Annotated in this window: 14 protein-coding genes; 3 read left to right on the top strand and 11 right to left on the bottom strand. The window is 37.6% G+C overall.

Going from position 1 to position 21,027, the window contains the following annotated elements:
• Positions 1–182: 182 nt before the first annotated feature.
• The 4 genes from CC204_RS15665 to CC204_RS15650 all read right to left on the bottom strand — a co-directional run bounded on the left by CC204_RS15665 (position 183) and on the right by CC204_RS15650 (position 7,302).
• Positions 183–506, bottom strand: coding sequence for a nitrous oxide-stimulated promoter family protein (locus CC204_RS15665; RefSeq protein ID WP_088271016.1), 324 nt, complete (start codon positions 504–506; stop codon positions 183–185).
• Positions 507–718: 212 nt separating this feature from the next.
• Positions 719–2,149 carry a helix-turn-helix domain-containing protein gene (locus tag CC204_RS15660; protein WP_088271015.1) on the bottom strand — a complete coding sequence of 477 codons (1,431 nt, stop codon included), beginning with the start codon at positions 2,147–2,149 and terminating at the stop codon, positions 719–721.
• Positions 2,150–2,749: a bacterial Ig-like domain-containing protein gene (locus CC204_RS15655; protein WP_088271014.1), complete on the bottom strand. Its 600-nt coding sequence runs from the start codon at positions 2,747–2,749 to the stop codon at positions 2,150–2,152.
• 89 nt (positions 2,750–2,838) lie between these two features.
• A complete protein-coding gene (locus CC204_RS15650) occupies positions 2,839–7,302 on the bottom strand; it encodes a bacterial Ig-like domain-containing protein (RefSeq protein WP_088271013.1) in 4,464 nt (1,487 codons plus the stop codon).
• Positions 7,303–7,613: 311 nt separating this feature from the next.
• On the opposite strand from CC204_RS15650, the gene CC204_RS15645 reads away from it, so the two are divergent.
• Positions 7,614–8,285 carry a hypothetical protein gene (locus CC204_RS15645; protein WP_088271012.1) on the top strand — a complete coding sequence of 224 codons (672 nt, stop codon included), beginning with the start codon at positions 7,614–7,616 and terminating at the stop codon, positions 8,283–8,285.
• On the top strand, positions 8,285–9,166 hold the full coding sequence (locus CC204_RS15640) for a sce7725 family protein (RefSeq protein WP_088271011.1): 882 nt from the start codon (positions 8,285–8,287) through the stop codon (positions 9,164–9,166). Before CC204_RS15645 ends, CC204_RS15640 begins: the two co-directional genes overlap by 1 nt.
• A 25-nt stretch (positions 9,167–9,191) precedes the next feature.
• Here the strand turns inward: CC204_RS15640 and CC204_RS15635 are convergent, their stop codons facing one another.
• From CC204_RS15635 to CC204_RS15625, 3 genes are all read right to left on the bottom strand, one after another.
• A complete protein-coding gene (locus CC204_RS15635; protein ID WP_088271010.1) occupies positions 9,192–10,385 on the bottom strand; it encodes an AbrB/MazE/SpoVT family DNA-binding domain-containing protein in 1,194 nt (397 codons plus the stop codon).
• A gap of 727 nt (positions 10,386–11,112) precedes the next feature.
• Positions 11,113–12,429 (bottom strand): glycosyltransferase family 2 protein, encoded by a 1,317-nt coding sequence (locus CC204_RS15630; protein WP_088271009.1) that lies wholly within the window; start codon positions 12,427–12,429, stop codon positions 11,113–11,115.
• Positions 12,430–12,619: 190 nt separating this feature from the next.
• Complete coding sequence (locus CC204_RS15625; RefSeq protein WP_088271008.1) at positions 12,620–15,703, bottom strand: hypothetical protein; 3,084 nt, start codon at positions 15,701–15,703, stop codon at positions 12,620–12,622.
• A 185-nt stretch (positions 15,704–15,888) separates the two neighbouring features.
• Between CC204_RS15625 and CC204_RS15620 the strand changes: the two genes are divergently transcribed.
• On the top strand, positions 15,889–17,382 hold the full coding sequence (locus tag CC204_RS15620; RefSeq protein WP_088271007.1) for a helix-turn-helix domain-containing protein: 1,494 nt from the start codon (positions 15,889–15,891) through the stop codon (positions 17,380–17,382).
• A gap of 79 nt (positions 17,383–17,461) precedes the next feature.
• On the opposite strand, the gene CC204_RS15615 is transcribed toward CC204_RS15620, so the two are convergent.
• The 4 genes from CC204_RS15615 to CC204_RS15600 all read right to left on the bottom strand — a co-directional run bounded on the left by CC204_RS15615 (position 17,462) and on the right by CC204_RS15600 (position 20,937).
• A complete protein-coding gene (locus CC204_RS15615) occupies positions 17,462–17,740 on the bottom strand; it encodes a hypothetical protein (RefSeq protein WP_088271006.1) in 279 nt (92 codons plus the stop codon).
• Positions 17,741–17,916: 176 nt separating this feature from the next.
• Positions 17,917–19,020: an NADH-dependent flavin oxidoreductase gene (locus CC204_RS15610; RefSeq protein WP_088271005.1), complete on the bottom strand. Its 1,104-nt coding sequence runs from the start codon at positions 19,018–19,020 to the stop codon at positions 17,917–17,919.
• A gap of 86 nt (positions 19,021–19,106) precedes the next feature.
• On the bottom strand, positions 19,107–19,475 hold the full coding sequence (locus CC204_RS15605) for a MarR family winged helix-turn-helix transcriptional regulator (RefSeq protein WP_088271004.1): 369 nt from the start codon (positions 19,473–19,475) through the stop codon (positions 19,107–19,109).
• 148 nt (positions 19,476–19,623) lie between these two features.
• Entirely contained in the window at positions 19,624–20,937 is a 1,314-nt protein-coding gene (locus tag CC204_RS15600) for an NCS2 family permease (protein WP_088271003.1), read from the bottom strand.
• Between the last annotated feature and the right edge of the window lie 90 nt (positions 20,938–21,027).

The raw sequence follows: 21,027 nt of genomic DNA, 5'->3' as shown, positions 1-21,027 counted from the left end.
GAGAGATAGTCCAGTTTCTTTAAAAATGAATAAACAGTGAAAGCGGAAGTAACTACTACCCTTCGATCACAGCAGCTAACGCATACAGTTTCACTATTGTTCAAAGAACAAGTAAAGCTAGCAAAATTCTTAGTGCTTTAGCACCTAGAATTTTACTAGCTTCGGAAATAAAAACTCAGTTTTTATTGCTCTACTTTCCTTATAAAGCCACGATAGCCATGTTTGATCGTTAAAATGGGATGCCTAACTAGCATTCGCGGTCCAGAATAGCGCATGACTTTTTTCATTTGTTCTCGATATTTAGGCTGATAACAATGGACAGGACAACGCTGACAGGTCGTTTTTTCTTCTCCAAACTGACAAAATTCCAAGCGCGTTCGTGCGTAATTCAACATTCGCTCTTCTGGAATGTCCGTTTCTACTTGAGCAGCATAATAGACTTGGATCATTACTTCCATCAACCGAATTTCTTCCATGATGACCGGTCCCGTGTTTTTTTGTCTCATTCGTTATTCTCCTCCTACACACCATCTTATTCAGTATAGCACAATCTAAAATGATTATTTATAGTGTTTTTCGGGAGACTACATTTAAAGTGGAGAATGGGACATAATTTTTCCTGATCGGATAACCGGCGAAGCAGAAGCAAGCGATTCTTCTTTGCAGGGCACATGCTTTTATTCAGTTTATGTTTGATTCATTCAAGCTAATACGCTTCTCAGTCATTTCTTTGCTTCGTTAACTGTAGATTTTTGTTGATCGCTATAATTTCATTGCCAAAATTGCGCCAATCGCTTGCTCTTGGCGGAGCGAGCCAAATCAGTTTCCGTGCTGAGAAAGCTGTATTGAGCAGATAATCAGAAACAATCAAATCTGTATCCGGACGAACAGTCGAATGAAAATTGATGCTAAAGGCATCGAATATTTTGATTTGTTCTTTGATAAACTGGTTATACTTTTCCCCTTGCGTAAAGTTCACGTGTACATTGATTGGATGCTTTTCATTTTCTTTATCGTATTGTTGTGAAATCGTAAGAAGCAAGTTGAAAAATAGAGATTTTTTACTGAAAGGAAATTCTTTTTCTGATAATTGACGGATAAAATGATGGCATTTATCAAAAATGACTGGATAACGTTCGTGGAAAAATTCTAGATCCATGACACGCAAAGTAATATCGATCAAAGGTGTGATCATCAGATGGCGATATAGGATGCGGTCCACCTCTGTACAAAAATTCGATTCAGTACTTCTCAACACGGGCGTCCCTTGAAATGCTTGCTGCAGCAAAACCAGATACGGTTCAACAGCCGGATGGTCAACATCACAAAACTCTATTCTGTAAATAGATAAGTTATTTACTATCCCTTTGATTTCCGCTTCGATCTCCTTTTTCGTTCCGTTTACATGTTGCGTTAGCCAGTGACCAATTTCATCGCAAACGTGATTCTTTTGAGCCAACAATCTGTTTGGGTCACTCGCAGATAAAAAATAACGATGTTTTCTCTTGATCCGTTCTAACATGATCAGTAAATAATGACGAAATAGGTAGAAAGAATTGATTTCTTCATAAGTTGCTTTAAGCGTTGAAAAAAGGTCATTGACAGCTATGATATCCAGCTGACTATATAACTCGTCTGAATCTTTATAAATCCGATAATAAAGCATCGTAAAGTATTGACGTATGCGAAGTTCATTTCCGACGAGTTGAAAGGTTTTTGATAGCTTTATGCCATATTGTTCAAGTTCTTTTTTTATACGATCCACGATTTTGTATACAAGTGTTCGACTCATACCATGTTCTTCACCATATTTCTTAATAGACGTAAATTGGTGAAAAAAGATTGTTTTTAGTAGAGTAAATTCTAAAGAATGCTTCAGATAATATTCTTCGACGATGCTTGACGATATTTTAACACTTTGGAAAAGAATGATTTCATTGTTTTGCTCGATGATTTCCATTGCTTCTATTAATTCAAACCGTTTCAGGTCTTCATTGATCTCCAGTATGCTGCGTTCTAAAAGGTACTGTGAAATATCCAGCCGTCCGCATAAAATATCTTTTCGTTCGGAAAATGAATATTGCTGTTCCAAAATGCGAAGAATTGCCAGTTTTAAATTTGCGCGATCATCTAATAACAAGAAATCCATTTACTCTCTCCTTGTTCCATACAAAAGTGTACCTGATAAAAAGCTCAGCAGACTTCCAAAACTCGTGAGCATCGGTAGGTCTGCTCCGCCTGAAATACTGACTTTTTTCGTGGACAGTTCTCTTTTTAGCAGCTCATCATTGAGCATTATTTTTACTTTATCATCATTTGGGGAATGATCGATCATAACTCTCTTTTGTTGCGAAAGATCTGGTAGATCTTGAACGATTACTTTCGCTATTGAATTATATGCGTTATAAGAAAATTTTACAAAATAAACACCAGCGCTTTGTAGATTTACATTATTTTTGATCGTAACTTTTTCAAGCGCTAATGGTTCACCCGTTTTATCTTTCAGAAAAACAATATTATTTTCAGGTGACCATTTACTACCCTTTTTTACTACGATATCTTTTAAGGCTATTTCTGTTTGGTCCGGCTTGACCTCGATCGTTACAGTTTTGACCTTACCATCAAGCTCATAGTTTAGTTTATATTTCCCGGAAGTTGTGATTTCAGCACTATAAAAGGGCTCGATTTTTGCCCAAAATGCCGCAGAAACAAGAAAGGCTGTTCCAAGTATGAGTGTTTTCTTTTTCACTTTGGGGCAGCCTCCTTAATATTTACTATACGCTAATGATTGATCGTACGAAAAAATCTTGCTTCTATATTTTCATTCTTGTATCAAATTCAATCTGGTCTTTTTCTTTTTGATGCGGTAATGCTCATTACAATAACTAGAAAAATAGCGCCTATACCTAACAGATACAGTGATTGATCTAGTGCTTCACCCGTTTTAGGATACGTTTTTTGACTTGCAGGTGTTTGATTTTTACTTGATTTTCCTTGGTTGACTGCTGCTTTTTCTTTTACAGTGATTTTCGCCGTAGCGCTTAACAGATCCTCCGTTCTGCCACTAGTAGTTGAACGTGTGTTTCTGCTTTTTTGTGGTTCAGTTTTTGGGGTCGATTTCGTGGTATATGTCACGTTCGTTTCCCCTTTTTTCTTGGTATCGACAGTTCCTGTTACGTTGACTTTATCAAAGGAAATGGCTCTACCTTCTTTATCTGTTGCAGAGACAAAATTGTCGCTTGCCTGCCAAGAATCACCGACATATAACGTAGAATCCTTCACTACTAAAGAAGAAAGATCTTCTTTAACAGTGATTTTGGCAATTTCCGTCTGTGTTTTAGAGCTATAGGCCACTTCATAAATTCCTGATTTAGTTGTATCGACTGTACCGTTTACGTCAATTTCTTGAAATGGAATCTGTTCTCCTTCAGCTGTTGTTGCAGAGATAAAGTTATCTGCGGCCTGCCAAGAATCACCAACGTATATCGTAGAGTCTTTCACGGCTAATGTTGTTTGGTTCGCTACGACAAAAACTGTGATCGTCGTGGCTTTTTTACCATTTTGATACGTAACCTCATAGGCGCCCGGTGTTGTCGTATCTACCGTTCCTTTGATAGTGATCTGATCTAAGCTAACTGCTTTTCCAGCTCGATCCGTGGCACCTAGGAAGTTATCAGCGGCCTGCCAAGTCGTTCCTACAGAAATCGTTGAATCTTTCGCACTGACACTTGTTTGATCTGCTAGAACCGTGATTTTGGCAATAGCGGTTAGTCCTGCAGCGCTATAAGTCACCTCATAAAGACCAGCTTTTGTTGTATCCACCATTCCAGATGTCGTAACATCTTGAACTGGTATATCTTTACCTGCCGCATCTGTTGCTGAGACAAAGTTGTCGACCGCCTGCCAAGAATCGCCGACATAAATGGTCGAATCTTTCACAACTAAGGTCGCTTGGTCTGCAACTACTGATATAACAGCGGTGGCTTCTTTCCCTTGATTTTGATAGGTCACTTCGTACTTACCAACCTTGTTAGTATCAACCGTTCCGGTCACTATGATTTGCTCAAAATCAACTGGAGAGCCATTTTCATCTGTGGCTTCAATGAAATTATCGATCGGCTCCCAAGGCGTTCCTACAGAAATCGTTGAGTCTTTGACTTGAACACTGGTTTGATCGATCTGTTCTTTTAGGGGAATATCAAATTGGTTAGCTTCTTTTAATAATTTGATCGTTTTGCCCGTAAGATATTCTTCATCGATCGTATATCCTGCTGGTAGATTTGTCGCTCTTAGCGTATAGTCGCCAGACATGATTCCGTCGATCGTATATATGCCGTTTTCATCTGTACTAAAATCTGATTGATTTCCTGTAACATTGTCAGTCAACTCGAATTGAACATCTGGAACATTTTCTGTTGGCTCTGCTTCTTTGAACGTATGGAAGTTGGCTTTGGTTAAAAAGACAACACCTTCTGCGTCACCATCAGAAAACTTCAATACAACAGGTGTAGTCGCCACGGTTCTACGAGCTTCAGCCATCTGCTCTAGATTGTCTGATTTGATGATTGTTTCAGTTGAAATCTGCCCCGCATTTTTAGAAATCGTATTAAAGGTGATCGTGATATTCTTTGTCAATACATAGTCAGAAAAAATCAACTGAACACCAGTGCTGGTCGCTTCAACTGTATAAGCATCACTTGGCACACCATCTATTGAAATTGAATTTAAATCAATGGCTGCATTCGTTGTTCCTTTTGTCGTAATATCAAAGGTTGGATTTTTTACTTTCCGTGTTTGGTCATCGATATTTTTCGTTTTTACTTCATTTTTTGTGACATTTTTTAATGTATCATGACCGGTTTGTGTTGCGGATAGAATCTCCGTTCCTTCATTTTTTACAGATACTGTCGCAGACAGAAGTTGATTATTGTATAAAGGTTCAGTTGTACTGCCCGTCACGTTGATCGTGCTTGTGTCGATCCAGCCATTCGCATATTTATACTCAATAATGTAGCGTTTGGAGGTCTTACCAAAATCAAACGTATACGCGTTATTACTTTCATCATAGCTGATTTCTGGATAGGCCTCATCTTCCTTAGATAAAGGATGATCTGAATATTGCCCGCGGTCCCAGTACTGTGGATAAATCGACTCTACTTGATCATTCGATACATCATAAATCGCATAAACGACATCCGCCCCAACAGGAACTTTAGTTGTCACAACTAAAGAGTCAAAGGAATCATTTCTAGCATTGACTAAAAATTGATTTTTACTTGCTTGAAGCGTTCGCTCTGAATACATTTTACGGTTTGTTTTAACGGTCGTATCGACTGTTTCAAGTCCGTCAGCACTTAGGCTTACTGGAATCGTGTCCGTCGGTATCGCAACATTTTTTGCTAAGCTATCCGGGACATAGTTAAAGCCTAAATCAAAATTAAGGTCTCGAGTGATCGGCGTTGTAAATTTGACTACTGAGCCGCCTGATATTTTCGTCACTGTATAATCGACATCTAATTTATAGTAGGGAAAGATTTCCTTCGGCGCTCTTAATTGTAAGTACTCTGGATGATCTACTTTGATTTGCAAGTTTTCGATCGGTGCACTTTGACTACCTTGGATGCCTACCGTTGTATCACCCATGTAAGCCCCATTTCCATCAAAATTGCCCCAAGCAGTTTCAGCATTATTAGGATTGATGATCGACAGCGGCTGAACATACTGGTCTGAAATCAGCATGATCTCCTTGTTTGCTGCTACAGCAGGCGTGCTAACGGCTAAATCGATATCTTTTTGATCAAAAGGAATCTTTAAAGGATTCGCATCTATTCTTAAAACACTTTCTTTAGTCGCGGTCAATACCAAGCGATTCGCTTCTTTACGTACATCAAAAAAATCATCGATGGCTACAGTCTGATAATCTGCTGTTCTTGCTGAAATTTTATAATCGCCAATAGCTTGACCGTTTTTGCTTTCTAAAATGATTTGCTCCCCTACCTTCGTTCTCGTAGGCAAGCTATAGATATAAACATAATAATCTTCTTTCGCATAGAAATTGGCACCCTGCAACTGCCCTAAAGAGCCTTCTTTGACCATTTTCTGTGCCGACGTTGATTTAGCGGTAAATTCATAACCGCCATTAACAGCATTCGTTCTCCGTAAACTGACTGAACCTAATTTAGTTGTCGGGTACTGATTGTAAAAACTATAACTGTAATCCGAAACACTCTCCAACGCTAAATCACGAGTAACCGCTATTGCATAGGCTTTTTGTTGATCCATGTCAGCGATCGTCACACTTGTTTGATATAAATCATCAGCAACAACCGTATAATCCTTATCTTTCTCTAAAAGCTGTTTGGTTTCTGGAAGCACCGTTCCGTCGATTGTGACATCATAAGAATAAACCTGCAGCGGTTCTGACGAAGAGTTTGTGAAAACAGCTCCTGGTGTTTCTATCATTGATAATTCCAGTGTTTGACTGCCGGATAATGTTCGATCTAAATTGTAATAAACAGTTCCAGCTATTCCATAGCTGTTATGGCTTTGTTCATAACTGATCGGCGAAACGTTTTCATATAAATCAAAAACATAATGGTTTGTTATCTGTCCAGGTGTTTCTACTGTGACTAACGGGTTTTGCTCTGAGAAAACATAGCTTTTTAGCTCTAAATTAAATTGCGTATCCGTAACTCTTTGTTCGAATGTAATCGACAGTGTTTTGCTTTGCGCATCTACTGACCATTTAGCGCCTACATTTGCGACCTCTCCACTAACATCGGAATAGCCTAAGCCTTCTGGTAAAGTAGTCGTATAAACGGAACCCGGCGCATAATCTTTATCTGCAACGACAAAACTCAATTTAGCTGTGACAGGTGTTGTATTCAATACACGATTTGTTTCTGTCTGGCTGTATTCATTCCCATCCATGTCTGTCACAATCATTTCGGTCAAAATCTCATCTTCTATTTGTTTTGCTTCAGGAGCTTCAGCAGCTCTATTTTTCTTTATGATCTCTTCTGACTGCTCTGATTCTGAAGTTGATGTTGTTGTCGAAGAATTCACTTCGGGTAAGATTGGTTCAATAGCACTTGTACTGTCCATAGTTTCCTCTAAAGGTGGTTCTATGTTTTTCTCAGTAAGCGTATCAAAACCACTTGATCCAGTTGTCTCATCGGTCTGAATATTTTGGGCAGATGCTTCTGATTGCTCAGTTGTTACTGCTAAAACCGGCAGTGCAGGTCCTATACTTTGTGTGAATAACAGAGCAAGCATAAATAGGTGCAGTGTACGTTTTTTCATTGACAAATACTCCTTCTCTTAAATGGATATATACTTATCATATCCTCTCCTATCTTTTTTTATGATTATTTTTTTATATTTTAACAAAAATAAAAAACACATAAAATTGTATTTATGACAAAAAACCAGTGTACAAGCCTTAAAATATAGCTATCTATTTCCTACATCTTATTTCTATATAAAAAAAATCGTTATTTTATCTAAAATATCAAAAATAAAACAAGCTTCATTTTTCAAAAAAAGTGAACAAAACACTTTAAATAAACGAACATATGTTTTATAGTAGTAGAAAAGCCATTAAAGGAGCACCCATGAAAACATCCTTAACCATTCAAATGGAAGAAACCTTATATTATTATTGTCGGGAAAATGGCGATGTCGTCGTAGAAGAAGTGACGATGCCTGATGACCAAGGGATCGTAGACACTCTTAGCTGCCGCCTTTCACCAGATAAACAATTCGAATGGCGCTGCTACGAATTAAAGGCAAGTAAAGCAGACTTTCGTTCAAAGGCAAAGCTGTCCTTTATCGGTCACTATAACTATTTCGTCTTGCCAGAAGCGCTTTTTGAAAAAATCAAAACAGAAATTCCAAAATCAGTTGGAGCAATGGTTTATCATCCTTACAGTTCCGCTGAAGAACAGATGCTTCCAGGATACTTCACTATTGAAAAGAAGCCGCAAAAGCAAGAACTTCTTGTAACCGAGCAAGAACTGCTCTTCCGTTTGATCACAGCACAGGCCAGAGAAGTCGGTAAAGCAAAGCAAACCGCTCGAGGCCTTCGCGTTTTCTCAACTGATCAACTATACAAAGAGCTGAAAAAAAGACAGCCTGATTATGATCTTTTTGGCGGAGGCATCAATTTTTATGATCGTTTTTCAGAAGATATTTCTAATCAGGCCATTGAAGCATTGAAAGAGGAATTAGAGGCGACTCGAGCGGCTTATTTTCAATTAGAACAGCATCTATTGGAGGAACGATGATGTATTATCCTTATTTTCGCGGCAAACAGTTTGATTTATTAGCTCTAACAACTCTTTTGACTAATCAGCGACTCTCAAAAAACATTGTGCCGATCATCGATCCCGTCAAAAATTCAGCCACCTTAAAAAAATTCTTAGTAGAAATAAAAAAAAAGCAGCATCCTTTTTTTATGATTCAGAATCCTCAAGCTGGTGATTTTCTAACCCTAACAGGAGCAAACTATCTAAACCTACTTTCTGTGCCTAAAGCTTCAATTATCGATCAGCCAATTGAGACATTCCCAAATAACGCTCAACTGTTTATTGCCGAACGAGCGGCTCCTGTCCTTGAAAGTGACTGGCAAAGCAATCAGATCCCCGTCTTACTTCCCGAAGAATTTCGACTTTTACAAAAAGTTCAGGGACCTAAGATTCTTTCACAAGATGTTTATACGCGTCTCCCTCGAGCAGAATTTTACCAAGAATGTCCAGATGAGCTATTTTCGACCGCTCACTTGACCTTTCATAAAAGAGGATTTATTGGCTTCAGTGATTTTTCTATTGATAGCCGAATCTACTACGAACAAAGTTATCCATCAAAATATTTAAGTCTGCATTTAGTCTATTTTGAAAAAGAAGTATTGAGGATTCATCATTTTTTGTCGACTAATGAAGAGCTTTCTCAAAAAGAACAATTTTTTGATCTCATGGAGCAACTGATTCTTTGGAAAGAGACATTATGTGGTGAAGAGACAACACTGGGCTTCACGCTGCTTCTAGAAGCTTTTTCTGCAGACAAATTCCCTGGCATGGGCGTTATGCGAAAAGCGGCTGTGATGCACCATCTAGAATTGATGTCTCGTTATTTAGACAGCAAAAAAGAAAGAGAGAAGCAAAACTGATCCGATCGTTTTGCTTCTCTCTTTTTTATTCCTCAGACAACTTTTTAGGCTCTGACTTGATTTTGATTGTAAAGGTATTATTGACATTTCTTACCATCTTTTGTAAATTCTGAAGCAGCAATACGATCCAGCTAAATGCGATCATAAATGCTAATAACTCAAAAGCTGTAAGTGACAGATAATGCATTCCTTGAAACAAAATACACACAGCAACTAAGACAGCTACAATCAAATAAGAAAACGTAAGAAACTCTTTTGAAACCGTTGGCAAAAGCCATTTGATGCCAATGATCAAAATGATGATCAAATAGACAAGATAGCCAGCGACTTGATTATGCACTCCTTGAAATGGACCGGTTTCGGTATAAGGAAACAACCCAACTGCACCAAGATCCAATGCAGTCAGCGTTAAAAGAATCCGTAAAATCGTTAGACGTTTACTATGGGGAATCGCTTTTTGCAGCTCGACAAACAATGTATCGATCAAGGCAACCATCAGCAAGGCTGAAAACATCAATGTCACATTAAACTGCCAACTTTTCGTGGCCTCAATGGTTCCTAGAAAACTAAAATTATACTGCCACCATTGATGATCCCGGTTGGTGATCATTGCAAGCAGCACACCTCCGACAATCACGAATATCAGTAGATTAGTCAATTTAGACAGAGTAATGGACAACGCTGAATAAATCATAAAATAATTGACCATTCCTACAAAAACTAGAAAAATCAACGTTGCCGTATATTTATCAAATGTGGCGCCAATAAAAACTAGCCCGATCACTTTAAAAAAGACTACTAGTGAAAAAACTAAAATAACAATAAAAGATAATAAAATTGCTGGAAAATTACGCCAGTAAATATTCTTGGATTTCGTTAAGATCTGATTTCGTTTGCCTTTAATAAAGAAGAATACGAAGCTGATCACGCCAGTCACTAGACCAAGTGAAAGGACAAAATTTGCAATAGAATACGGTCCAACTAACGCAATTTGTGTCGTATTAGAAAAGAAGAAATAAGTAAAAAAGAGCAGACTTGCAATCATCGTCGGTATTAAAAACCAGCGAAGGGAGATCGTTTGGTTTCCTGCGGTTCTCGTTACAGGCTCGATCAGAATTTTTTGTTCGTCGATTCGCAATGTTACATCGGTTTCTCCTTGCAACTGAAATTCTTCGACGACTTTTTCAGGTAAAGTAATACTAAATTGTTCTTCTTCCATTTTGTTTCCTCCATAAATCACACTAAAATAGGTTTCTTCATTATTATAGTGCCCTCAAACATAAAAGCAATCAAAATGGATACTAAACACGGAAACTTTTATACTACTTTCATTCCGTTCCTTACCTAGGTTCTATTTTACTTTTTAAAAGATAAAAATAAGTGCATTAAATTAGTTGTCTCCATCTTATGATTTAAATTCTCGCTGCACTTAATCTAAAAAACAAAAAGACAACCGATCGAAAAAGTGGCAGTCTTTTTGTTTTAAAATTCTCTACTTATTTGACTCTTTTCTCTATAGCTTCCATACCCTAATCGATTTTAAGTAATGATCGATGCTCAGTCTTTCATCAATCACATGCTGTCCCTGCAAAGAATCAATTATCGCCGATACAGAGTCACTATTCTTTGAAAAATGAAGCAAGTCAGCTTGATAGTCAACTAAACAAATGAACAGTAGACTTAAAACTGTTGTAAATACGATATCTTTGAGGATTCTATAAAAAAAGTGATTTATTTTTACAAAATAGCAAACCGAATCCGACGACTATACATAGTAATACTAGCAATCATTTATCCTTTCTCTATTCACATGCTTTGTACATCATTCAAAAACAACGATTTCCCTTATTCTTAAACCGTTAAAAAGAAGACTACTAAAACTAATGTAAGTGTCCCAACAAATAGCAGGTTCAACTTATTTTTTTGGGAAGAAATAAGTCTCATATTTACCACTCCTTTTCTAATGATTCGTCTGCATTCATCGTATGAACTGTCTTTTTCCAATTATTTTGAGGTCTGAACCATGTAAAAAAGCCAACTATTTGTGCAATCATATACGTCAAAGAATTCCAAACAAATCCAACCACCAGCCTAAAGAGAAGCAAACATTTAGCTAGAAATGTCTTTTTCTGTTTGAAATAAGGTTTAGCTTCCTGAAAAAAATACGTACATGGAATAATCAAAAAATTGAAACACTCGATCGTCAGCCAAAAATAGAGTAGGGACAGCAGATGGGGAAGATAGTCGATCAAACGATGATCGATACAAACTGCTAATCCTATAAACAAGAAGGCAACTGGTCGAACCATGGAATATGAATAAAACAATGTTTCTATTTTGCTCAACAACTCTGTCAAGGAAGCCGATTTTACGATCGTTCCAAGTTGCTTCAGGGTTGTCGTAAATGCTACCAGCCAATGCCCTTGTGCCCAACGCGTACGCTGAGTGTGACTCGCCTCAAATGAATTAGGCTTTTCATCATAAACAACGGCAAAATGATTCCAGCCGCTGCGCTTACCAGCCATCGATAATTCTACTTGTAATTCAAAGTCTTCTGTATAACTGCGCGGATTCCAGCCCCTTTCAGCTAAATAAGACGTATCCAAAATAAAACCAGTTCCACCGATCGCTGCATTCCAGCCTAATCTATAATTGGCATATTGCACCGCACGATTCGTGATAAAGTAAACTGCTGCGTAGCCGGATGCTGTTAACGAGGTAGCCACATTTTTTATGCCCAAATACCCTTGGATCACAGAAAACTCCGGATGCGCAATGAGCTGACTATTCATTTCTCTCAAAAAATTTTTACTGACAATATTATCTGCATCAATAAAAGCCATATGATCATAGTTTCTCCAATGACCCGTTTCAATATATTTTGCAATCGCATGAGGTTTGCCCCTTGGTTCATCAGCAGATGCATGATTTTCAAGAAGCCCTACATTGCCGTATGACTTTACGATGTCCGGTGTCCGATCTGTACAATTATCCGCTATGATCACAATATCAAATAATTCTTTTCTATAATTTTGCTGTAGTAAACTTTCAATTGTTTTTCCGATCACGGCTTCTTCATTATGTGCTGGTACAACAAAGACGAATTTTTTTTGATCCGGCACGATCAGATAATCTCTTTTAGGTTTTCTTAACCCAAAAAAAGACAAGCAGGTAAAATAAATCAAGTTCATAAAGACTATGACAACTAAAATCAGGCAGAGCCATTTTAATGGTAAAAATAAAAATATAGGTAAAGTAAACATGGTTGTTCCTTTCTTTTTTGACCCATTAGCAGTTACACATTAGATCACCGCAGACAGATTTCATTCACTCTATATGCGGTGTCTGTTTTAATTTTTTGCAAACACAAAACAACTTAAAGAAGTTGGTTATCCTTGCTCTTAGAAGTCTATCGAATGGGCTTCTGATCGATAGGTGTTTCATTCGATCACTTTATGCAATTTGTGATCGAACGATTCTATTTCCCTCTTGATCCTCAATGATCACGTGATAAGAGTATGTTGCTTGATCAGTGAATTCTTGAGGAATGATCGCTTGAAATGACACCTCATCTGAAATGCCGGTTACTGTTCCCCATGAAGTCGGAGCTGCGGAGAGTGCTTCTTTTTTATACACAACGGTTCCTGATTTATCTATGATTTCCAGTTGCTTCTCAGCCTTACTGAAATCCAGCTCTGTTTTGAAATACCCATCAAATACAAGCTGATTTTGTTTATTCCAATATTTATTGAGTAGTTCGATACCTGTGTTCTCATTTTTGATGATCGAAATACTTGGCCGCTGATTCCAAACTTCCAGTTTTACGATATTTCCTTTGATCACAACTTGTTCCAACTCAGCATAATCATCATGAATCGCACCCATCCGGGAAATCTTTTGGTCTAATGTCAATTCTGTTTCGTCAAGTGTTATACCATCTAACATCACTGTCATATAAAGGGTATATCTTCCTTGTGTCATTTGACCAAGAATATCGTTATCGATAATGAATTGATACCCATTGTATCTACCAGATTGGTACCAATCTGTATTTTGGGCAGTAATACCTTCAATTCTATTTCCTGAATCAGCTTCGACTAAGCTGACAGTCTTAGTGATACGTGAGGAATCAGATAAATCCCACCCGTCATTTTCAACAAGTCCTTCGTAGACTAATCCATAATCTTCCCAATATCCTCGTTCAAATTTTGATGTTGTCGGGTACTCTTTTTTCGCTACAGTCAGCTCTGTCTGCTCACTTGTTTTATCTGCCATGTCTTTTTGATGCCCAATGATTTGAACCGTCACAACATCATTTTCTTTTAGATCGACCTCTTCAGCCAATGTCAATGAATAATCCGTGTCAGAAAAGACAGTACTTGATGCTACTTCTATTCCATTGACTTTTGCCAGTAACTCATAAGTCCGACCATATTCTGTGTCCTGTAAAGAAATATGGCCTTTTAATTGATGCTCATGTTCATAGATAGTTTCAAGCGTGGCTTCATTTACGACCCACTCCTCATAATGTGTCGCATCTCCAACGATTTGAGCGACTGCTTCGCTAGGCTTATCCACTCTTTGCGGCTGTTTACCTATCACGGTAGCTGTAATTTCATCCCCGGCTGTAAGCTTTACATCTGCTGGTAATTCTACTTCAAACTTTTGCCCAGGCTCGACGTCGATTTCGGATAACGTTTCACCATTGATCTTGGTTTCAAGTTTATAGGTACGTTCATAGCCTCTATCTTGTTCGCCTATTTCGCCTGTCAGCACACGATCAGTATCCATTACTTCATTTAAAATCGGTGCATCGACCTGCCATTTTTGGTAATCCGTGCTATCAACTATAACTGCCTCTGTTTCAGCTGATTTGTCGGCTTTATCATCTTGATGCCCAACCACTTTAGCGATTATTTTATCATCCACCTTCAATGATCGTACACTTGTCTCAAATACATATGGTTTTAAAGAAACATCGATTGCAGACTGTTCAGAAACTAGCTCATCATTCACATAGATCAATAAATCATAATAACGCTGAGCTGTACGATTTTGTACTGGCACCTGACCTTTGATCTTTGTTGCATTTTCATGAAGTGTTGCGTTTGCTAGTACTGGAGCAAAAACTTCCCAATCATCATAGTCGTCCTCATTTTCTGACCCTACGATCATTTCTGTTACAGCACTTGTTTTCTCTGCTTTCCCTTCTTCAAAGCCGATGATCGTTGCTTCGACTTTATCTCCTTTCGATAATCCTTTTATATAAGGAATCAAAATATCTGTGTCATCTTTGATATTTTCTTTTTCGTAAATTGTTTTTCCGTTAAGTGTTACGAACAGTTTATAGATCCGATTCAGCTGATGATTTTGGCTTGGTGTTGAGCCTTGAATAATAAACTCATCTTCATGCGCTTGATTGATCACTGGTGCAGCAACTTCCCAATCTTCCCATGAAATGATGTCTGTTTCATTCACAGCAAACCGCTCTTCTGAGTATTTTACATTGATGATGCCATTTCCATTCGTAGTGTTTTCTACTCCTTTGACTTTAGCAGAAACGATATCGTTCTCTGTTAGATAGTCACCAAAATCGAATTCCCAGCTGCCATCTTTTTTCATCGCTAACTCTCTATATACTTCACCATTGACCAGTAGTTCTATAGAATAATTCGTGGGATGCTCATTACGTTCATCTTGTAATCCATTCCCATAAAAATAAGCTGGATCTTCTTCCAATCGATATAAAGTTGTCTCTTCGACAGGATTTTCGATCCATGAATCTAGAATGTTTTCTCCATTGACGACAGAAACGATCGAGCCTTTACCGCCAATCGTTAGCCAGTCAGCAGAACTGGTACGTGAGCGAATGACGTAATCATTTTCTCTTTCTACTAGACGGCCTGTCTCTTTACGCCATTTCCCTAAATCGATGAATAGATCGGTTTCGATCGTTACAGAGCTTAGGCTAGTTGTGTAATTCGGCGTTTTATACACGATTTTCTTTTCATCTGCTTCGTAATTCATCGTCTCAGAATTAAATAATGTTACTTTTTTCCCCCAGACATCTTTTTCGATCGATTTTTTGGTACTTCCTAAACCACTGGGACGTGTGACTGTTCCGCGGATATATTTTTCAAATCCGGGCGTACTAAAAAACTCAGCAGTGATTTCTTTGTCTAAAAAGATCTCTTGTTTATACTGTGCGCTGACACCAGCACTGAATGAAGATTTTCCTTTTGTTTGAATATGTACTACTTCTTCATTAGCACTCAATTCTTGAAATGAATCCCTGAAACCTGTATTTAAATTGGCATAAGGAATTGAATCAGCTTGTTTTTCCAGAATAGCATCAGTTGTTGGCTGAAAATTGATTTGCTCTTTTGCTGCTTCCTTTACTTTTTTCTCGTTTGTTTGTGAATGTTCCATTTCTTTTGCTAAATGATGCGTACTATAAAATAAAGAACCTATAACTGCAATCATTAAGCATGTTTGTTTGGTAAATACTTTTGTATAGAAACGTCTTTTTTTACTCATTTCTGCTCCTCCACTTCTCTCATTTTCACAAACTCATTATAGGAGATAGCATCGTACAATGGAGGTCAAAAATGACAGTTGATTAAACGAACATTTTGATCTTAACTTGTTTTACTTGCTAAAGTGAAAAATTTCATTATACTGTAGCATTACCAAACATAATTAACTGAAAAGAGGAAATACCTGTGCAACATTCACCTATTTTTGATAACGGAACACGAATCAAACTGGAACTTTTAACAATTATCGGTAACGCCTCGACCTGGTTTAGTTCTGAAAACCTCTCTATGATGATTTCGATCGAAAAAAAAACCATTTTAAAATATTGTAAAGAACTTGATTCAGATGCAATCAGCTTTAATGACGGCATCACTATCCATATCAATAAAAGCAAAGGCATTTTTTTGGAAAAGAAAGATGAACTTTCTTTAGTGAAATTTAAATTATTTATTATAGAAAACACTTTGGCAGTAAAATTGATGAAGCGCCTGTTTTTTAATCAGCCTTGCAGTTTAGCTCAACTAGAGCAAGAGCTTTTTATTAGTGAATCAACGATTCGTAGAAAAATTCGAGCCTTTAAAGCCCTTGTTGCTGAACACGATATCTCGATCGCCTATAAAAATAATAACTATGTACTAACAGGTGACGAAGCCCAAATACGTATGTATTCACTGATGGCCTTTTGGATCACATACAAAGGAAACACTTGGCCATTCCCGACGATTGATGAAAAGAAGATCGTAAAGACGATCGATGCATTTTTGACGTATCATGGAATAAGTGGAACTTCGATCAATGAAACAGATAAACGTCTGCTAACGTATATCTTTACGATCACTGTCATACGTTATCACTTGGGAAACTCGATAACTTGGCAAAAAAGCTGGGATCCTTATATTCCAACGAATGCTCCTTTTGATTCAGGAAAAGTTCTACAAGATTATTTTTTGCCGAAGGGTGAGCTCAATTTTTTTTATTTGATTCTTCAAACTTTTGTGAAAACTTACGATTTCAATGAGATCGGCTCACAAATCATGACTGCGCATAAAAAAAATAATACACCAGCATTTCTAGCGACAGAGCTTTTTTTTTCTAGAGTTCAAGAAGCTTTCGGTCTTACACTGAATGAACGCACAAAACAAAAAACATATGGTTTTCTTTTATCCAGCCATCTATTTGCAGATATTTTCAAGAATTTCAAGTTAGGGATCAGTGGGGTCGATATCAATCAAGAGGCAAAAGAAAACTTTCCCAGACTTTCAAAAAAGCTCTACACATTCATTGATGAACTAGCCAAGATGTCAGCTCTTCCTTTGTTTCAAGAAAAAGATACACTGCATATGCGATATATACTGCTCTTTTCTAGCTTTGAATCATTGACTGTTTTTGAACCCGTGATTCGTATTTACTTTGAAAGTGATTTACCTGATTTTTCGGAAAAGATCATACAGGATACGATCAGTAATATGTTTACGAACTGGTATAATATTTCGTTTAATACACAAAGTGATCAACCAAGTGACCTAGTTATTATTACCAGTTCAATGCCTAGGGTTCAAAGTATCAATTTAGAAGAAAAAGAAGTGATTTATATTGATTCAACTCTTTCTGCCAACGATTTTTTCACATTAAATGAGGTTCTCAAAAAATTACGGCTGAAAAAATCATTTAACAAGTAAAAAAACTGTGTAGCTGATTCCATCAATCAACGACACAGTTTTTTTATTGTCCATAAAATAAAAGCGTTTTCATTTCTTTTTATCTCAAACCGCCTAAACTTGCTAAATAAAAGTCCATTGTATAGTAACGATAATCACTTTTAGAATACTTAGATTTTGTATCTTCTAATTTGCTGATCAAATCAAGCCGCTCTGCTTCCGTCACTTCTTCCCAATCTTTTTCGTCAGTCCGACAATATAATCTAAAAGGCAACTCAACATCCATATGAACTTCCAAGAAGTCTTTTGGTTCACCTAAGCCATGGTACTCAACATCTGTAATGATTTCACCGACATAATTTAAATAATTTTTACTCATTCTTCTATACCTCCTAATATTTTTTTAGCTAACAAAAATATTTTTCTTTATATTGAAATTGTACTAGAAAACGCTTAAATACTCAACTGATTTTTGCTTTAAATTGCCTGAGTTGTCCTTTTTTTATATAAAAAAAGAAAACATAGTCATTCATCTATGTCTCCTTTTTCGTCTTACTATTGTAAACGCTCAGGCATCATCATTTCTAAAAAGCTCCAGACGCCATTACTGATTCGTAATTCTTCTCGATCATAATGCGTCAGCTCTGTTCGAATCAATGATTCCCTATCATCCAATATTTTTTGCGTCCAATGTGGATCGATCAGAATAGCACGACCAACAGCAACTAAATCGGTTGTTTCTAATACTGTTTCAACATCTTTTCTTGTACGAATATCCCCCGCTACGATCAATGGTACTCGATCTCCGACTGTTTCTTTGATATAAGTCAAAATTGTCTTTTCTTTGAACTCTTCACTAACAGAAACTTTTTTATAATCATTGCTCGACATATGCAAATAATCTAGCGGTTTGTCAGCTAATCGATCAACTAAATAAAGGGTATCACTTAAACGAATGCCCGGTTCTTCATATTCTTCCGGTGAAAAACGATAGCCGACAATAAAGTCCTTTACACCTGATCGATCCACCACAGAAGTCACACCGTCTACTAATTCATTGATAAATTTAAACCGTTTTTCTAATGAACCGCCCCAATCATCTGTTCGTCGGTTAGAATGAGGAGAAAAGAATTGCTGGATCAAATAGGTATTCGCTCCATGTATTTCTACACCGTCAAAGCCAGCTTTGATAGCTCGCTCAGTTGCCTTTTTGAAACTCTCTAAAATTTCGTAGATTTCCGCTTCTTCCAAGGCTCTTGGTGTTTCAGCATTTGGTCTTTCTGCTGGGATCGCACTTGGTGCTACGGGTCGAACCCCCTGCAGGACTTTAGAATCGGTCATGCGGCCGCCATGAAAAATCTGTAAAATAGCTTTAGTTCCATTCTTTTTGATTGCTGCCGCTAATTTTGATAGGCCAGGAATAAAGCGATCATCATATACGCCTAATTCACCATCCCAACCTTTACCGCCTTCATGGACATTAGCAGCTGCAGTTATAAATGCACCAGCTTCACCCGAACGTAGCGCATAATAGTCGATTTCATCCGTCGTAACGACTCCATCAAAAAATGACATTTTCGTTGTCATAGGTGCGATCACGATTCTATTTTTTAAGGTTAATCCTCGTTTAAATGTTAATTTTCCGTCTAAATGATTCATTCTTCTTTCTCCTTCTCGAAAAGTTGTATGCACATGCATGTATTTATGATAAAAGAACGGAGACCAAAATGCAAGTGTTTTGTCTCCTAACTAAAATACTCTTTTAAAATAGCATCTACATCCTTTTCGATCGACGCAAGCATCTTTTCCCCTGCAGTTGTTATCCCTATGTAAATCCCGCGCTTATCATCTGTACACATCTTTTTTCCAATCAGTTGCGGTTCTTTTTGCTCCAAACGATCAATCAAACGAGACAAGGCACTTTGACTCAAACATAAATAATTCCCTAAATCATTTTGACGCATGCGGCTACCATGTCGATTTAGCTGATATAAAGCATAATACTCACTAAGCGTTAGCTGACTTGTCTTTTTCAGCAATTCCTCTAACTGTTTTTCAGCTCTAGATTGTTTCTCACGCTCATCCAGCCATTGAGAAATCAACGATGTCTCCATGTAATCCCTCCTTACTCAAAGTTTTCAGTACAACCTATTTTGCTTGTTTTTGTCTAAAAAGTCAAAGATTAAAAGTCAGAGTGAGGTTGAAAGAGACTGGGCGTAACTCGTAGAGTTAGGTCCCAGTCTCGCCTCAGACCTTTTACTATTATTTCACATTTAAAATCCACATAAATCCAATAAAAACAAAGAACAATGCATACATGATCGGAGAAACTTCTTTCCCTCGTTTTGCAGCAATCATTGTGATTGGGTAAAAAATGAATCCTAATGCAATACCGTCTGAAATGCTATAAGTCAAAGGCATCCCCAGCAAAATCAAGAAAGAAGGGATCGCGATTTCCATTTCTTTCCATTTGATTTGACTTAGTGATTGAGCCATCAAGACACCCACTACGATCAGCGCCGGCGCAGTCACTTGTGAGGTTACAACTGAAAGTAATGGTGAGAAAAATAAACCAACGATAAATAATAAACCTGTTGTTACTGCTGTCAATCCTGAACGGCCGCCTACAGCGATTCCAGCAGAGGATTCAACGTATGCTCCTACCGGAGAAGTTCCAAAAAGCGAACCCGCCAGCATCGCAGTTGAATCTGCGGCTAGGGCTTTCCCTACTCTAGGCATTTTATTGTCTTTCATAAAACCAGCCTGATTAGCTAATCCAACAAGTGTCCCAGCTGTATCAAAAAAAGTAACCAGTAAAAACGTCAAAACAACGACCCACAATTGAATCGAATTAATATCACCTACATGTTTTAAAGCCACTAAAAAAGTTGGTTTTAAGCTTGGTGCACCTGAAACCAGCTTGTCAGGCATTTGGATCAAACCTGTTACTAGCCCTAAAATCGTCGTCGCAGCCATTCCAATGAAAATCCCGCCAGGTACACGACGAACTAATAAAATCGCCGTTACCACTAAACCAAAAATCGTCAACCAAGTTGTTCCTATATTCAATGGTCCTAACCCAACAAGCGTCGATTCATTCGACACGATGATCCCGCCTTCGCTTAGTCCAAGGAACGCAATGAATAAGCCGATACCGCCAGAAATAGCATATTTTAAATCTGCTGGTATCGCATCAATGATCAACTCCCGTAATTTAAACACCGTAATCAGGATAAAAATCAACGATGCAACAAAAACGCCAGCTAACGCTGTCTCCCAAGGAACCCCCATTCCTAAACAAACAGAATAAGAGAAAAAGGCATTGATCCCAAGTGCAGGAGCCGTCGCAATTGGATAGCGTGCTAAAATCCCCATCAAGATACAACCTAATGCACTAGCTAAAGCTGTTGCAGTAAATACTGCCCCTTCATCCATACCAGAAGCGCCTAATACCGTTGGATTGACAAACAGAATGTATGCCATTGAAATAAACGTCGTAAATCCAGCTAGTATTTCCCGCTTAACACTTGTATTTAATTTTTCAATCTCAAAATAGGAAATAATTTTCTCTTTCATTCGTTATCCTCCTAAAAATTTGAACAATAAAATGTTCGTAAAAAATGCATTTTTTGAATTACACAACGTGTTTAATCATATAATAAACGA

The sequence above is a fragment of the Enterococcus wangshanyuanii genome, assembly GCF_002197645.1.
Lineage (GTDB): Bacteria > Bacillota > Bacilli > Lactobacillales > Enterococcaceae > Enterococcus_L > Enterococcus_L wangshanyuanii.
Note: the sequence above shows the minus strand (reverse complement) of the source record. Positions and strands in the feature narration are given on the sequence as shown.

Coding starts and splice junctions, on each gene's coding strand:
- CC204_RS15665 (WP_088271016.1), bottom strand. CDS start 506: ATGAGACAAAAAAACACGGGACCGGTCATCATGGAAGAAATTCGGTTG.
- CC204_RS15660 (WP_088271015.1), bottom strand. CDS start 2,149: ATGGATTTCTTGTTATTAGATGATCGCGCAAATTTAAAACTGGCAATT.
- CC204_RS15650 (WP_088271013.1), bottom strand. CDS start 7,302: ATGAAAAAACGTACACTGCACCTATTTATGCTTGCTCTGTTATTCACA.
- CC204_RS15645 (WP_088271012.1), top strand. CDS start 7,614: ATGAAAACATCCTTAACCATTCAAATGGAAGAAACCTTATATTATTAT.
- CC204_RS15640 (WP_088271011.1), top strand. CDS start 8,285: ATGTATTATCCTTATTTTCGCGGCAAACAGTTTGATTTATTAGCTCTA.
- CC204_RS15635 (WP_088271010.1), bottom strand. CDS start 10,385: ATGGAAGAAGAACAATTTAGTATTACTTTACCTGAAAAAGTCGTCGAA.
- CC204_RS15630 (WP_088271009.1), bottom strand. CDS start 12,429: ATGTTTACTTTACCTATATTTTTATTTTTACCATTAAAATGGCTCTGC.
- CC204_RS15625 (WP_088271008.1), bottom strand. CDS start 15,703: ATGAGTAAAAAAAGACGTTTCTATACAAAAGTATTTACCAAACAAACA.
- CC204_RS15615 (WP_088271006.1), bottom strand. CDS start 17,740: ATGAGTAAAAATTATTTAAATTATGTCGGTGAAATCATTACAGATGTT.
- CC204_RS15610 (WP_088271005.1), bottom strand. CDS start 19,020: ATGAATCATTTAGACGGAAAATTAACATTTAAACGAGGATTAACCTTA.
- CC204_RS15605 (WP_088271004.1), bottom strand. CDS start 19,475: ATGGAGACATCGTTGATTTCTCAATGGCTGGATGAGCGTGAGAAACAA.
- CC204_RS15600 (WP_088271003.1), bottom strand. CDS start 20,937: ATGAAAGAGAAAATTATTTCCTATTTTGAGATTGAAAAATTAAATACA.